Origin of the sequence: Streptomyces sp. NPDC001222, assembly GCF_042896945.1 — a bacterium.
GTDB classification, from domain to species: Bacteria; Actinomycetota; Actinomycetes; order Streptomycetales; family Streptomycetaceae; genus Streptomyces; species Streptomyces gibsoniae.
Window position 1 is genome coordinate 1 of the sequence record NZ_JBIAXT010000068.1, and the last position, 13,925, is coordinate 13,925.

Consider the following 13,925-nt stretch of genomic DNA (forward strand, 5'->3'; position numbering starts at 1 on the left):
TGCCATGTCCGTCCGTCCCGGCTGGTCAAGGCTCCAGGGCTGGGCCTCGGCCAGCCTGTCACATCACGGACTTACACGATCTTTCAGACACGCTCGGGCGGCGTCCCTTCGTGAGCAGACCACAGAGCGCCCACACTGCGAAGGAACTGAGGAAACGCTTGCGGGTGGGTGGCTGGGCCCGGGCGCGTCGCTGTCCGGCCGTATCGAGGTGCGCGGGGAGCTGTACGACAGGCAGGTGACAGGCGCCGCCGCAGGACTCGCGGTCGAATGGACCGCGTGGGGAGCATACGCGGGCAAGAGAATGCGGCCATGACGGAGCACACCGAATGGGAACCACCTCCTGGCACCCGGCCGAAGCGGCACCAGTTGTGGTGGTACGAACTTATCGAGTGCGGCAGGCGCGGCCACCGGCTCGAAGGAACGAACGCGGCCCGAGTGCGGAGCGAAGACGCCGTGTTCGTGCGAGAGCCAGGAGACGGACTGCGCTGGCATCGGTGTCTGCGCTGCGACGCCTGGCTGCCGGCGCGCCCACCCGCGCATCCGGAGCGGGAGTTCCCACCCGGGCGCGAGGAGATCGACCTTCCGCTGCGTGGCAAGAGTCTGCGGGACCGTTATGTGCTGAGGCTGATCGCCTTCGACCGCCTGCTGCACTTTCTGGTGCTTGGCGTACTGTCGGTCGCTGTACTGGCCTTCGCGTCCGAGCGCGCCAGGCTCAGGAGTTCGTTCTACCGCGTGATGGACTTGTTGCAGAACGGCGTGGGTGGGCCTAGCGGCAGCGCCGGGCGAGGATTTCTAGGCGAGTTGAACAAGGCCTTCGCCGCTCGTTCGACGACCCTGTGGGTGATCGGCCTCGTACTCGCCGGATACGCGGTACTCGAAGGCGTGGAGGCCGTCGGGCTGTGGCTGACCAAACGCTGGGCGGAGTACCTGACGTTTGTGGCCACCACGGTGCTGCTCGTGCCGGAAATCTATGAGCTGGCCGGAGGGCGGGTCACGGCTACCAAGGTCCTCACGCTGCTCATCAACGCCGCCATCAGCGCCTACCTGCTCTTCGCCAAACGCCTGTTCGGCCTGCGGGGAGGCGGTAAGGCCGTAGCGGCGGAAAGGGCACGAGACACCAGCTGGGAGGCGCTCGAGCGTGTTCTGCCGGGACCGGACCGTTGACCCGGGTCGCGGCCACGCCACGCCGAGCCGACCGTGCGGTGTCGTCGACGTGCGTTTCATCAGTGGTTGCCGACCTGGTGGGCCGGTACGCGCAGGGCGAGCAGTGCCACGTCGTCGTCGTTGGCGGCGGGCCGGACCTGCTGCAGCAGGTGGTCGCAGAACGCGTTCAGGGGGCGGTGGGCGAGTGCGGCGGCGTGTCGGCGGAGCTGTTCCAGGCCTTCGTCGAGAGGAGAGTGCGGTGACTCCACCAGGCCGTCGGTGTAGAGCAGCAGCGTGGACCTCGGCGGCAGATCGGTGGTGGCGTTGGGGCGCTCGTGGGGGGTGCCGATGCCCAGCAGGAGGCCGTGTGCTTGGTCGAGGAAGCGGGCGCGGCCGTTGTAGTCGACGAGCAGCGGCGGTGGGTGGCCGGCGTTGGTCCACTGCAGGAGCCAGCCCGTCGCGGGGTCGTGTGTGAGCCGGCCGAACACGACCGTGGCCATGGACACGTCGGTGACGTGCATGACGGTTTCATCCAGTTGGCGGACGATCTTGCCGGGTTCGTCGTGTCGTGCCCAGGCGTGGGCGCGCAGCATGTTGCGGAGCTGGGCCATGCCCGCCGCAGCGTCCAGGTCGTGGCCGACCACGTCGCCGATGGCCACGGCAAAGGACCCGTCACCGAGGGGGAACATGTCGTACCAGTCGCCGCCGACCTGGGAGGCGTCGGGGGCCGACACGTAGCGTACCGTCGCCTCCAGTCCCGGCACGGTGGGCAGTTTCGGCAGGAGGTGGCGCTGCATGGTTTCCGCGACCCGCCGCTGGCGCTGGTAGAGCCGGGCGTTCTCCAGGCTGATGCCGGTGCGCCGGGCGATGTCCTCCAGCAGGGGCAGGTCGTCGGTGGTGAAGGGGGCTTCGCGCTGGGCGCGGCCCAGGGTCAGGGCACCGAGCACGTCCCGCGGGCCCCTAATGGGTCCGATGACCGCGGAGCGTATGCCGGTGGCGTCGAACAGCCGACGCTGTTCGATCGCGATGCCGGAGTCTGGTTCTCCCTTGTAGGTGGCAGGGGTCGCCACAGTCGAGGCCGCCCCACGCAGCGCCCGGGACAGAGGGAGGGGCGAGTCGTCGGGGACGGGCGGGAGGGGGCCGCACAGGTCCGTCCGCTCGGTGAGATGGCCGTTGCCGTAGTGCGCGACGAGGGCGCGCTGGACGTCGTCGCTCTCGCCCAGCAGGTCCACGATCATCCAGTCCGCCAGCCGGGGGACGACGATGTGAGCGAGCCGGCGCAGTGCCTGGTCGGGGTCCAGGGTCGAGGTCAGGCGCGAGGTCGTCTCGGCCAGCAGGGCCAGGCGCTCCAGATCGGACAGCGACGCGGCGGCCAGTCCCTGTTCGCGGTCGGCCTCGGACGCGGAGCGCTGGTGGAAGATCACCAGTGTTCCGGTGGTCTCGTCGTTGCGCATGAACGGCGTGGCCAGCCACGACACCGACAGGACCGAGGCGTCCCCACGCGCGTACCAGCCCGCCTGCTCCGGCGTGGTGCGCCCGGCCAGCGTGGCGCGCAGCAGCGGGCATCCGGCGCGCTCTTGCGGCTTACCCCCGGCATCGCGGTGCAGCACGTCATGCGCGTCCCGACCCAGCAAGTACTTCGACGGACGGGCCAGCAGCCGTTCCGCTGCCGAATTCACCGCGATGATCTTGCCCTGGTCGTCCACCGCGTACGCGCCCGCCTCGGCCACGTCCAGGACACCACCGAGCGCATTCCCGGACCGGGACCCAACCGGTGCTTCCTGCGCGTCGGCCATCCGCGTCTCCCTCGGTCATCCGTCCGCCGCTCCGATCCCTTCGCGGAAGCGGCCCTGGCCTCATAGTCGCAGCCGGAAATTCCACGGGCCAGGGCCCGAGTGCCGCGTCGCCCTTGTCGCACTCTTGCCACGCAGCGTGGCGGACACGCCATCCCATCAGCAGTCCGGCCTCCCGGCCGACCAGCAGGGGCACGGTGTGACACCAGAGCTCGAACGGCTCAGGTGAGGGCAGTGCTCACCTGCTGGCGGCCACTCATCGAGTCTCACTCACGACCCGATGAGTCCCATCAGGTGACGGCGAACCGATCCACCAGCAGCTCCACCCTCGGCTCGAGGTACTCCGGCGGCAGCCGTCCCGCCCGGGTCAGCGTCGCCACCCCGTGCAGGGCCGCCCAGAACAGCTCGGTGAACAGCCCCGGGTGGATGCCGTCCCCGGCGACCTCGCTCAGGCTCTCCAGCAACGCAGCGAAGGCGTCCTTGAGAGGTTCCGGGGTGTCCTCGGCCGCGAACGCCAGGCCGCCGTCGAGCTGGAACATGGCGTCGTAGACAGCCGGGTTGCGCTCGGCGAAGTCGAGGTAGGCGCGGGCGAGGGCGGCGACCCGCTCACGCGGGCCGTCCGCGGCGGAGGCCGCGGCCCGCACCGCCGCGGCCAGCTCGGCGGCACCCTCCAGGGCGACGGCGCCGATGATCTCACGCTTGCCGCGGAAATGGCTGTAGAGGACGGGCTGGCTGTATTCGATGCGCTCGGCGAGCCGACGGGTGGTGACCGCGTCCCAGCCCTGCTGCTCGGCGAGTTCGCGGGCCGTGGCCACGATGAGGCGCTCACGGACCGCCCGTTCACGCTCCTTGCGTTCCTGTACCGACATGGATGCGATCCTAGCACCGCTAGACAAGCAAGCGTCAGCAGCACTAGCGTTGCCTCATCATCTAGCGCCACTAGATTTCAGGAGGGGCAGCCATGCTCAACGCACTTGAGGTCTTCACCACTGTGGTCGTCGGCCTGATGGTGGGGGTGGAGTTCTCCGTCGCCTTCGTCATGAACCCGATCTTCAACGCCCTCCCCGAGGACAGTAACCAGCTGGCCCGCTCCCACGGGGGCCGGATGCTCGGCGCCGTGATGCCGGTCTGGTACATCGGCTCGCTCGTCCTGAGCGCGCTCTGGGCCATCGCCGGATGGCATCACCCCGGCGCCGGCCTGGTCGTCATCGCCGCCGCGCTGCTGATCCTGAGCGTGGTCATGTCGCTCCTGCTGCTCGTCCCGATCAACAACCAGGGCAAGACGTGGACCCCCGAGAACCGGCCCGAGGACTGGAAGGAGCAGATGAACCGCTGGGACCGCTTCCACTACGTCCGCGTCGCCGTCATCATCGCCGCCTTCACCCTGCTCGTCGCCGCCCTCGCCTGACCCCGCGGGCCGACACCGCGCCGGCGGCGCACAATCCCCGCTCCCCTGGCGGCAACAGGCCACCGAAACCCCGACATCCGGGAATGCGACTGTCGCTGAGAGCCCACAACTGCGCTCCCGACAAGCTACGCCCCTGGGTCACCTGCGCGGCTCTCGGCTCTGGTTCGGGTGAGGTCTTTGATCCAGGTCACCGAGGCCCGCAGGTTCGTCCGCGCGGTGCGCCCCGCGTCGAGGGAGTGGTCCAGGCGGGCCTGAGCGGAGGCTTTGATCTGGTCCGAGGTGGGCGCTGCGGGCGCCGTGTGCGAAGCGGGACGCAGCAGGATCACGTCGGCCACAACGGCAGCGCACACGAGGGCTGCGGCGGCGACTTTCCCCCGATCGACGCAGATCGCGCCGTCGGGTTCGAGGCGGGTCTGCAGGACGGACGGCCACCACTCCCCCGTCTTGCGGCGCATGCTGGGCGAGTCGGCGGAGGCCATGTCCTGCACGGGGTCGTCGACGGGGGCGATGGTGACACCCTTGCCGGTGAGGCTGCCGCCGATGCCGGCTGCGACGAGGCCGCCCTGGTGCCCTGCTATGTCGAAGCGCATCGCGGCCCGGCTGGAAGGGTTGACGTCGATGCCGAGCTCGTCGCCCCACGTCTCGATGGCGTCGCGGACCCACCGGGAGTGTTCCTCGGCGAGGTCTCCGGAGCAGGACGCGATCATGATGCGGCGGTCGGGGTGCCGGCGCAGGTACCACAGTGGTGCCCAGGGGGAGGCGCGGCGGGACTTGCCGTGCCGGGGGCGGCGTCGGGATCACGACGCGGTCTGCGCGGCCCTTGGGCTGTTCGAACATGTCCAATCAGTGCTCCGGCGGGGTGGCGGCTCCGGAGCCCGCAGCTGTGGGTCCCGGCTGCTGTCCCGGCAGCGCCTCCCACGGCACTCGACGCGCGCGCAGGTCGGCACGGATGCGCCGGGCGAGCCTTGCAGTGTCGTAGCGGTTCAGCGAGGCGCCAATGGCCGCGCCGACCATGAAGGGCGTCAGCATGGGGATCCTCCGGACGGTGAGCCCGATAAGCCGGCGGCGCAATTCCTTTCTCACGCGCACGCTGAGCATGAGAGTGACCGCGGAGGCCGGCTTCGCGACGTTCAGGCCGCGCCCTTCGGTCCACTCCGCGAGATACAGTGCGGCACGCTGTCGAGCGGTCCCCGGGGCGCGCAGGCCGTACACCTCGTGCAGTTCGGCGATGAGCTTGCATTCGACCGCCGCCGTCCCAAGGATGCTCGCGGCGAGTTCGGCGGGCATCGCGGGAGGAGTGGGCAGCGCCGCGGCAGTGCCCACGCTCGCCCCCACGGCCTCGGTGCCCCGCACGGCGCCGACGACCAGCCGGTCGGCGACCTCCTCGGGACCCAGGGCGGGGAAGTGCCGACGCAACGTGTTCAGATCACGGACCTGGATGCGCGAAACTGCGTCGATCAGCTGGTCCGCGACGGAAGGGGAGACCAGCGACCACGCATGGGTCTTCATCTCGGGGGACATAGCGCGGCCTCCGTTTCGGCGGCGCGTTCCGATGACCGCCTGCCCACCTCGTACCCCCTGGTACGCCAGTGATTCCCGCCTCACGGCGGCCGAGCTGGCCTGTTCCGTGGCCATCACCGCCCCCACCCGGCTGCCACCGCTCCCGCGAGTCAGCCCTCCCCCGCCAGCAGCAGAGCACGACACTCCTCCACGTCGAAGTCCGCCGCCGGGTACTGGGGGTCCAGCTCGCGCAGGTATTCCAGCAGGAGCCTGCTGATGGCCCAGTTGCGGTACCACTTGTGGTCGGCAGGGACCCGGTACCAAGGCGCGGCCGGGGTCGCGCAGCGGGTCAGGGCCACCTCGTACGCCCGCTGGTAGGCCGGCCACCGGGCCCGTTCGCCGATGTCTCCGGGGTTGAACTTCCACCGCTTGTGCGGTGTGTCGAGGCGTTTCAGCAGTCGGCGCAGCTGTTCGTCGAACGAGATGTGCAGGAAGCACTTGATGATCGTCACCCCGTCGTCCGTCAGGGACGTCTCGAATCCGTTGATCCGGTCATAACGGCTCTCGAACTCGCCGATCGGGGCCAAGGAGCGGACCTTGGCGATCAGAACGTCCTCGTAGTGCGAGCGGTCGAAGATGCCTATCTCGCCGGAACGCGGGAGCGCCTTCGCCACCCGCCAGAGGAAGTCGTGCTGCCGCTCCTGGCAAGTGGGGGCCTTGAAGGCGCGGATGCGGCAGCCCGCCGGGTTGAATAGGCCGACGACGTGCTTGACCGTGCCGCCCTTGCCGCTGGTGTCCATGCCCTGCAGCACCAGCAGGATCCGTCGGCGGTCCCCGGCCGTCGCCGCCGCCCACAGGCGTTCCTGCAGGCCAGCCAGCTCCCTGCCCATCAGGGCGGTGGCCGCGAGCCCGGCGGCCTTGTCGTCGGGGCCGCCGGGGGTCAAGCCGGTGTCGTATGCGGACAGGTCGACCGGCTCGCCGACGGGGAGGCGGAGCAGGTCACGCAGCGGGGCCTCGTCGCGCTTGCTCACCATGGCGCACCTCCTCCTCGCGTCGGTTCCCCCCGATGGTGCTCTGGACGACGGACCGCGCTACGGTGCCGAGCCCCGCCATCCCCGCCCCGATCACGGCCACGTCGACCGTGGGGTCCTCGGTGAGGGCCGGACGGGGAAGCCACGGCGTGGTCTCTCGATCCAGTACGACGCCTGGGCTCCGGTGTGCTCGGTCATGACGGCCGGGTTCCCCGAACCGGGCCTCGAAGCGCGTCCCGAGGCAGGGGGCGAGCGCCTGGCGCCCGCGGCGGTCAGGGCAGGGGCGTACCGCCCGTGGCGTTGACGATCTCGGCGGTGATGTAGCTCGCCCGCGGGGAGGCGAGGAAGACATAAGCGGGGGCTATCTCGGCCGGCTGGGCGGGCCGGCCCAGGGGGGCCTGCTTTCCGAACTCGGTGGTGTCCGGCAGGGTCGCGGGGATCAGTGGCGTCCAGACCGGCCCGGGAGCGACCGCATTGACCCGGATCCCGTCAGCCGCGACCATCTGGGCGAGACCCTGGGTGAACGTCACGATGCCGCCCTTGGTCGTCGCGTAGTCGAGCAGGTGCGGACTGGGTTTGTACGCCTGTACGGAGGCGCTGTTGATGACGGAGCCGCCGGGAGGCATATGGGGCAGCGCCTTCTTGCACAGCCAGAACATCCCGTAGAGATTGGTGCGCATCACCCGGTCGAACTGCTCGGTGGTGATGGCCTGGATGCCGTCGGGCTGGGACATCTGGTACGCGGCGTTGTTGACCAGGATGTCGATCCGCCCGAACTCGGCGAGAGCCCGCTCGACCAGCCGGTCACACTGCTCCTCCTCGCGGATGTCGCAGACCACGGGGACCGCCTTGCGGCCGGCCTCCTCGACCAGGCGAGCCGTCTCGCGCGCCTCGTTGTCCTCCTCGGGCAGGTGCGTGAACAGCACGTCTGCCCCCTCGCGGGCGAAAGCCAGCGACACCGCCCGGCCGATCCCGGAGTCTCCCCCGGTCACGACGGTCTTGCGGTCCGCCAGCAGTCCGCTTCCGCGGTAGGACTCCTCTCCGTGGTCAGGCGGCGGGTCCATCGGGCCCGTCCAGCCGGGGTGCGCCTGGTCCTGCTGGGGGAAGTCCGGGCGGGGGTACTGTTCGCCGGGGTGCTGCGGTTCGCTGTGCTTCACGTCGTCCCTGCTCTCCTGCCGGTGCGGTGGTCCTGCGCGGGGCGGACCTTCCGCACCCGACCGCAACGGCGCGGCGGTGTGCGGCTCGGAATCCGCGTCCGCGACCCCTCGGGTTTCCCGCGGTGCGTGATCGACACGTCCGTCTTCGGCCGGCCCCGGGGCAGGCACGTGGCGGGGCCGGGGCTGGTCGTGGTGGAGGAGGTGGCGGCTGCCGATGATGCGACGGAGTTCGCCTTCCAGAAGGCGCTCGGCGCCCGGTGGGCGACCGCGACGGCAGGCCGCACAACCCGTAACGCCGATGAAACTGCGCCAGGAACTCGACTGACCTGCCGTGGTCGGGGTGCTCGGGCCAGGCCATAGTCGTGGTCGGGCGCAGCCTGCGGGCATCGGTCGGGCCGTCGCCGGACCGATCGACGCGGCGCGGCCACCGACGCCTGGCAGCTGGGGCTTCACCGATCGTGGTCGGACGCGTGGTCGGGGGTACGACCATCCCGGCGACCACGGCATGGCTCCGTGGGTGCCCGACGCAATGCGATTCGGGCGGTGACGGAAAGCCCGCCGAGGGTACCCGGAAGCATGGAATCTGCCGTTTCCGCTGGCTTTCCAGAAGGAGGCGATCCCCATGAACCTCGCATGCGGAAAACTCCCCTGCGTAGCGGACGGAGCGGAAGCGCTCTTCCCGTGGTACGCCATCATGTTCGCGATTCTGTTTGTGACCCTCGTGGTCATGCTGCTGAAGACCAGGCACCACTGACCTTCGCGCGACCCTCGAGTTGCGGAACCCGCTCCGCGGATGTCTGGCCAAGAAGATCCGGCAGCTGGTGATGGACCTGCGCGAAGTCACGTTTCGTGAGCGCACGGGGGATGCCCTGTTGTGGACACGCCGACAGGCCCTCGCCACGGGGGTGGACTTCGTGCTGACCGGAGTCACGACTCCACGGGTCGCCCAAGTACTGCGGCTGACTGGCACGAGCTCTCTGTCCGATCTGGGCTTACGGAGCTGTCGGGGATCTCCGGGAGCTGCCGGCCACGGCGGAACGATCGCGGTGTTGCCCGGGCAGCACTCCGTTGCCGCAGACCTGGGGATGGTGGTCACCTCGCTGCGCATGAGCGCGGACTTGGAGCGTTCAAGCGCCCTCGCCGGAGGGCATACCTCGACGCGCTTTCTGAACCGGGGACTGTTCACCTCTGGCACCGGGCTCGTTCAGGACGACGCGGTGCAGTCTGGAACAGACCCGTTCCCGACGTCGGTGACGCAGCCGTGATTACAGGCGGGCGACGACCAAGGCGATGTCGTCGTGTCCGCCGCTGCTGACTCCGAGGCGGGACAGCAGGACGTCGGCCAGGTGGTCCGGGCTGAGCCGGCGGTTGTCGGCGAGGGCGTCGGTAAGCCGGTTCAGGCCGGTGTCGATGTCTTCTCCTCGGCGTTCGATGAGCCCGTCGGTGTAGAGGACGAGGGTGTCGCCGGGGGTGTAGGGCAGGTTGGCCTGAGGGCGCGGAACGTATTGCTGGCGGACCCCGAGGGGTGGGTCGGTGGCCTGGTCGAGTAGGTCGGAGGTGCCATCGGGGTGGACCAGGACCGGCGGGGGGTGGCCGGCACTGCTGTAGGTGATGTGCCGGTGGCGGGTGTCGATGACCGCTTTGACCGCGGTGGTGGCCAGGGCTCCTTTGACCGATTGGGCATACAGGCCCAGTACCTCCATCGCCTTGGCGGGCTGGTTCAGGGCCCGGACGGCGGCGGACAGCGCGCTGCGGAGCATGCCCATGGCAGCGGCGGCTTCCAGGCCGTGGCCCACCACGTCGCCCACCGCGACGGAGAAGGCGTCGTCGGGCAGGTCCACTACGTCGTACCAGTCCCCGCACACGTTGAGGCCTTTGGTCGCGGGCAGGTAGCGCACCGCGATGTTCGGGTGCCCGGCCAGGTCCGGCGCCTGCATCATCGCCTCCTGGAGGGTGACAGCGACCTTCCGCTCCCGGGCGTGGGCCTGCCGCAACTGCTCATTGGCCAGTTGCAGCTCGCGCGCCCGCGCATACAGTTCGGCCTCCATGGCTTCCCGCTCGCTGAGCGCCTGCCCCGGTTGCGCGCGGGCGGCACGGGAGAGCACGAACTCGGTGACGTCTTCCACCCGGTGGACGATCCAGGCCAACAGGCCGTCGGGCCCGAAGACGGGGGTGTTGATCGGGGACCACCACCGTTCCTCGAACAGCCCCGGGTGGTCGGGTACGGGGATGTCATACTTCTGCACTCCCATCGTGTCCGGCTGCTGCGAGCGCAGGACCCGGTGCAGGGAGGCGTCGAGGTTGCGCACCCCGTTGGCTTCGGGATCCGCCGGGTTGTCGGGGAACGCATCGAAGATGTATCGCCCCATCAGGTAGTCCCGCGTGAGGCCGGTCGCTCGGCAATAGGCCTCGTTGACGTCGAGGATGACGAGTTCCGGGCCCAGCACCAGGTACGGGCTGGGGGCGGCAGCGAACAACGCCTGGTAATCGATCGGCGGTGTGGTCACGGACGCTCTCCCGTTCTCTCCTTCGGCACCCCCTCTCCGGGTCCACTATGCGTGCTTCTGATCGGCGCACCGGTAGGGCAGGGACCTCGGAGTGTCGGTATCCGCAGGTCAGACGCTGCGCGTTCCCTGGCCGCACTGTCCCGATCGTCACGCTCCCAGAGCCGGTCCTCTGAGCTCCAGGTACCTGACCGAAGAAGAAGATCACGGCGGCCCGTGGCGGTGACCACTGGTCGGGTCGGATTAAGAAGTGAGCCTGTCCTGTTTTTGGCGTGCTCCGTGCCCCCTGTTCGGGTGAGGCGAGTGGTCTGGCCGCGCATGGGTCCGCCGGGTCGGGGATCAGTCTCTGTGGGTCGGGACGCGCCGGCCCTGGCAGACGGACGAGAGGCGGATGCGCGATGGGGCATGGCGGGAACGTCATTGAGGAACTGATGGCCGATCACCGGGAGGTCGAGGACATCTTCGCCAGAATTCAGGGGATGACTGGTGGTGGCCAGGAGCTGCGTGATCTCGTCGACGAGGTCACGATCGAGCTGGTGCGGCACTCGGTGGCTGAGGAGCAGTACCTGTATCCGGCGGTGCGCGAGCACGTCGAGGGCGGCGACCGGATCGCGGACAAGGAGATCGCCGATCACAGCCGAGTCGAGAAACTCCTGAAAGAGCTGGAGAAGACGAATGCTGACGACTCCCGGATGAGTCCGCTGCTGCAGCAGCTCATGGAGGAGGTGGCCGCCCACGTCGAGGACGAGGAGGACAACCTCTTCCCCTTGCTGCGCCAGGCCTGTTCCTCCGAGATGCTCGGCGATCTCGGGGAGAAGGTTCGGCGGGCCAAAGCCATGGCGCCGACGCGGCCGCACCCCGCCGCCCCCGACACGCCGACGGCGAGCAAGCTCCTCGCGCCGGGCGTCGGCCTGGTCGACCGGGCCCGTGACTTCGTCACCGGCCGCGGCAAGTCCTGACCGACCGTTCCGCAACCGACAGCGGGCAGAAGCCGTGGGCAGCCGGGCCGGCTGCGAAGGTTCGTTCCGGCCCCGGCTGCCATCGGGAGGTTAGTCCCGCCGAACAGGCCCGCCTCGTCCAAAGCACGTAATCGGTGCGACCAGGTTCAGGGCTGCGCGACGACGCGCACGGTGGTCAGTCGCTGGTCGGCTGCGTCGGGCAGGAACATGCCGGCCGCGACGCCGGTGGTCAGGTATTGCAGTACGGGCTCGGTCAGGCGTTCGCCGGGCAGGACGACGGGGATGCCGGGCGGGTAGGGGGTGATCATCTCGGCGGCGATCCTGCCGGCAGCCTCTTCGACGGGGACCTTGGCGTGCCGGTCGAAGTAGGCGTCGCGGGGCAGCCGGACCTGGTCCATGCGCAGGTCGGCTGGCGATGGGACGGCGACCTGGGGCGCGTCCCGCAGGCCGGTGGCGTGGTGGGCCAGGTCGCGCAGGGCCGTGAGGAGGCGCACGGTGGTGTGTTCGTCGTCTGCGTGGGTGAGCTGGGCGCTGATGCGCCGGTGGTCGGACAGGTGAGCGTCGATGTGGTGGTTCTCGCGCAGCCAGTCGGCCGCCCGGTAGCCGGTGGTGCCCAGTTCGCTGATGTCCATCACGAGGGGCAGGGGGTCGAAGTCTGCGGCGAGGTCGGGGCCGCAGAAGTCGGCGGCGTCGTTGACGTGGAATCCGCCGATCGACTCGATGGCGGCGCGGGTGCGTGCGGCCAGTTCCAGGGCCCGGCCGATGAGTGCGCGGCCGTGCTGGACCATCTGCCGGCGCCAGGCGTCAATACCGGCGTATAGCAGGACGTTGGGACTTGTCGTGCTGAGGAGGTCGGCCCGCGAGGCCAGCTCGGCCGGATCGATGAGGTCGCCCTGGAGGTGGAACACCGAGCCCTGCTCCAGTCCGCTGCCCATCTTGTGGATGCTGGTGACACAGATGTCGGCGCCTGCGTCCATGGCCCATGACGGCAGGTCGTCGTGGAAGGGCAGATGCGCGCCCCATGCCTCGTCCACGATGAGCGGCTTGCCGCGGCGGTGACAGGCCTCGGCGATACCCGTCAGGTCGGCTGCGGCTCCGTACGGGGTCGGACTGGTGACCAGGGCGCCGTCGGCATCGGGATGCTGGGTGAACGCGTTGTCGTAGGCGGCTGCCGAGGGGGGATGGGCGATGTGGCGCACGGCGTCCCACTGGGGTTCCACCCATATCGGCTCGACGCCGGACAGGATGAGCCCGGAGATCACCGACTTGTGCGCGTCGCGCCCGACCAGCAGCCGATGGCCGGGGCAGGTCACCGCCAGCATGGCGGCCTTCACCGACAGGGAACTGCCGCACGTCGAGAAGAACGTGTGGTCGGCATGCACCGCGTCGGCCAACAGGTCCTCGGCCCGTTCCAGTACACGGGCGCGGGCGAGCCGGTCGTCGAGACCGCCGTTGGCCAGGAGGTCGCCGAAGAACACGGCGTCCCCCAGCACGGCCCGGGCGCGCGGGTCCGCACCACGGGCCTGCTTGTGCCCGGGTGGTGTGAAGCCCAGCTCGTCGGCGTCGTGATAGCGGGCGAGTGCGTCGAGGACGGGTGCCTCATCGTGGTCGAGCCCCATGGGTGACACGGTTCCCGAAACCGCGGTCGGCATGTCCGGGAGGTCGTCCAGGCGAGTGGCGGATGACGGCCATGTGCGTGGGGCGGGTGCGTTTCGGGGGACTCGTGGTCGTGAACGAAAACTGACGGGAGAGGGGTGCCGCCCATGTCGAATCCACAGGAGCCCGAACAACGGCGCAGGAACAAGGGTGGCGCCACACCGCAGCCCAGTGCCGAGCTCAAGGCCCAGGAGGCCCGGGAGAAGGGCGGCCGCGCCCACGGCACGGACAAGGGCAGCAAGGGCGGGGGAAAGGGCGGCGGTGTGCCGCCCGAACAGCAGCCCGACCATCCGTGACACCGGACCGAGCGTCCTTCGCGGTACGTCGAGGTGAGTTCTGGCACACAGGAAAGGAGCAGCATCATGCCGGCTGGATCCACTTCCAAGCGCGAGCGGCAGTACGAGCACATCAAGAAGAGCGCCGAGGACCGCGGCGAGTCCACCAAGCGGGCCAAGGAGATCGCCGCGCGGACCGTCAACAAGGAACGGGCAAGGTCCGGTGAGTCGAAGAGCGCCAGCAGGACCTCCACGCGTGATTCGAAGTCGGCTCCCCAGCGCGGTGGGCAGCGCTCCCACAGCGGCGCGGAAGGACCCACCAAGGACCAGCTGTACGAAGAGGCCAAAAAGCGCAACATCCACGGCCGCTCCTCGATGACCAAGCAGCAACTGGAGAATGCCCTGGTTGCGTCCCTGGAAGTGGTGTACCGGTTCCCACCTGATCCGGGTGTTTGTCCCGGCGTCGGAGTGAGGGTCCGGATATGAGAACGGCCACCGG

The 13,925-nt window shown here is 69.5% G+C and carries 14 protein-coding genes and 2 pseudogenes; 8 read left to right on the forward strand and 8 right to left on the reverse strand.

Annotated elements, in window-relative coordinates; genetic code table 11:
- Positions 1-309: 309 nt before the first annotated feature.
- A complete protein-coding gene (locus ACFY2Z_RS40875; RefSeq protein WP_390749067.1) occupies positions 310-1,164 on the forward strand; it encodes a DUF2127 domain-containing protein in 855 nt (284 codons plus the stop codon).
- 59 nt (positions 1,165-1,223) lie between these two features.
- On the opposite strand, the gene ACFY2Z_RS40880 is transcribed toward ACFY2Z_RS40875, so the two are convergent.
- Together ACFY2Z_RS40880 and ACFY2Z_RS40885 are read right to left on the reverse strand one after the other, a co-directional pair.
- Complete coding sequence (locus tag ACFY2Z_RS40880) at positions 1,224-2,939, reverse strand: SpoIIE family protein phosphatase (protein ID WP_390749068.1); 1,716 nt, start codon at positions 2,937-2,939, stop codon at positions 1,224-1,226.
- A gap of 287 nt (positions 2,940-3,226) precedes the next feature.
- The gene (locus ACFY2Z_RS40885) at positions 3,227-3,805 is read right to left on the reverse strand and encodes a TetR/AcrR family transcriptional regulator (protein ID WP_390749069.1); all 579 of its coding nucleotides are present in this window, start codon (positions 3,803-3,805) and stop codon (positions 3,227-3,229) included.
- A gap of 92 nt (positions 3,806-3,897) precedes the next feature.
- Here ACFY2Z_RS40885 and ACFY2Z_RS40890 point away from each other — a divergent pair, with 92 nt between their 5' ends.
- Positions 3,898-4,344, forward strand: a complete 447-nt coding sequence (locus ACFY2Z_RS40890; RefSeq protein ID WP_390749070.1) for a DUF1772 domain-containing protein — start codon at positions 3,898-3,900, stop codon at positions 4,342-4,344.
- A 125-nt stretch (positions 4,345-4,469) separates the two neighbouring features.
- Here ACFY2Z_RS40890 and ACFY2Z_RS40895 read toward each other — a convergent pair whose 3' ends face one another.
- The 4 genes from ACFY2Z_RS40895 to ACFY2Z_RS40910 all read right to left on the reverse strand — a co-directional run bounded on the left by ACFY2Z_RS40895 (position 4,470) and on the right by ACFY2Z_RS40910 (position 8,032).
- The gene (locus tag ACFY2Z_RS40895) at positions 4,470-5,087 is read right to left on the reverse strand and encodes a hypothetical protein (RefSeq protein WP_390749079.1); all 618 of its coding nucleotides are present in this window, start codon (positions 5,085-5,087) and stop codon (positions 4,470-4,472) included.
- Between the two features lie 100 nt (positions 5,088-5,187).
- Positions 5,188-5,865 (reverse strand): hypothetical protein, encoded by a 678-nt coding sequence (locus tag ACFY2Z_RS40900; protein WP_390749071.1) that lies wholly within the window; start codon positions 5,863-5,865, stop codon positions 5,188-5,190.
- A 149-nt stretch (positions 5,866-6,014) separates the two neighbouring features.
- Positions 6,015-6,878: a PPK2 family polyphosphate kinase gene (locus ACFY2Z_RS40905; protein ID WP_390749072.1), complete on the reverse strand. Its 864-nt coding sequence runs from the start codon at positions 6,876-6,878 to the stop codon at positions 6,015-6,017.
- Positions 6,879-7,147: 269 nt separating this feature from the next.
- Positions 7,148-8,032 carry an SDR family oxidoreductase gene (locus tag ACFY2Z_RS40910; protein WP_390749073.1) on the reverse strand — a complete coding sequence of 295 codons (885 nt, stop codon included), beginning with the start codon at positions 8,030-8,032 and terminating at the stop codon, positions 7,148-7,150.
- Positions 8,033-8,200: 168 nt separating this feature from the next.
- On the opposite strand from ACFY2Z_RS40910, the gene ACFY2Z_RS40915 reads away from it, so the two are divergent.
- The 3 genes and pseudogenes from ACFY2Z_RS40915 to ACFY2Z_RS40925 form a co-directional block, all read left to right on the forward strand.
- Positions 8,201-8,392, forward strand: coding sequence for a DUF6207 family protein (locus ACFY2Z_RS40915; RefSeq protein ID WP_390749080.1), 192 nt, complete (start codon positions 8,201-8,203; stop codon positions 8,390-8,392).
- Positions 8,393-8,654: 262 nt separating this feature from the next.
- The gene (locus ACFY2Z_RS40920) at positions 8,655-8,786 is read left to right on the forward strand and encodes a hypothetical protein (RefSeq protein ID WP_390749074.1); all 132 of its coding nucleotides are present in this window, start codon (positions 8,655-8,657) and stop codon (positions 8,784-8,786) included.
- 286 nt (positions 8,787-9,072) lie between these two features.
- Positions 9,073-9,174 (forward strand): annotated as a pseudogene (locus tag ACFY2Z_RS40925) (phosphate transport system regulatory protein PhoU); the annotation flags it as partial.
- A gap of 123 nt (positions 9,175-9,297) precedes the next feature.
- Here the strand turns inward: ACFY2Z_RS40925 and ACFY2Z_RS40930 are convergent.
- On the reverse strand, positions 9,298-10,539 hold the full coding sequence (locus tag ACFY2Z_RS40930; RefSeq protein ID WP_390749075.1) for a SpoIIE family protein phosphatase: 1,242 nt from the start codon (positions 10,537-10,539) through the stop codon (positions 9,298-9,300).
- Positions 10,540-10,934: 395 nt separating this feature from the next.
- Between ACFY2Z_RS40930 and ACFY2Z_RS40935 the strand changes: the two genes are divergently transcribed.
- Positions 10,935-11,495 (forward strand): hemerythrin domain-containing protein, encoded by a 561-nt coding sequence (locus ACFY2Z_RS40935; RefSeq protein WP_390749076.1) that lies wholly within the window; start codon positions 10,935-10,937, stop codon positions 11,493-11,495.
- Positions 11,496-11,641: 146 nt separating this feature from the next.
- Here the strand turns inward: ACFY2Z_RS40935 and ACFY2Z_RS40940 are convergent, their stop codons facing one another.
- Positions 11,642-13,114 (reverse strand): aminotransferase class I/II-fold pyridoxal phosphate-dependent enzyme, encoded by a 1,473-nt coding sequence (locus ACFY2Z_RS40940; RefSeq protein ID WP_390749077.1) that lies wholly within the window; start codon positions 13,112-13,114, stop codon positions 11,642-11,644.
- A 144-nt stretch (positions 13,115-13,258) separates the two neighbouring features.
- Between ACFY2Z_RS40940 and ACFY2Z_RS40945 the strand changes: the two genes are divergently transcribed.
- Together ACFY2Z_RS40945 and ACFY2Z_RS40950 are read left to right on the forward strand one after the other, a co-directional pair.
- A complete protein-coding gene (locus ACFY2Z_RS40945; protein ID WP_390749078.1) occupies positions 13,259-13,447 on the forward strand; it encodes a hypothetical protein in 189 nt (62 codons plus the stop codon).
- A 66-nt stretch (positions 13,448-13,513) separates the two neighbouring features.
- Positions 13,514-13,831 (forward strand): annotated as a pseudogene (locus ACFY2Z_RS40950) (plasmid stabilization protein); the annotation flags it as partial.
- Positions 13,832-13,925 lie beyond the last annotated feature (94 nt).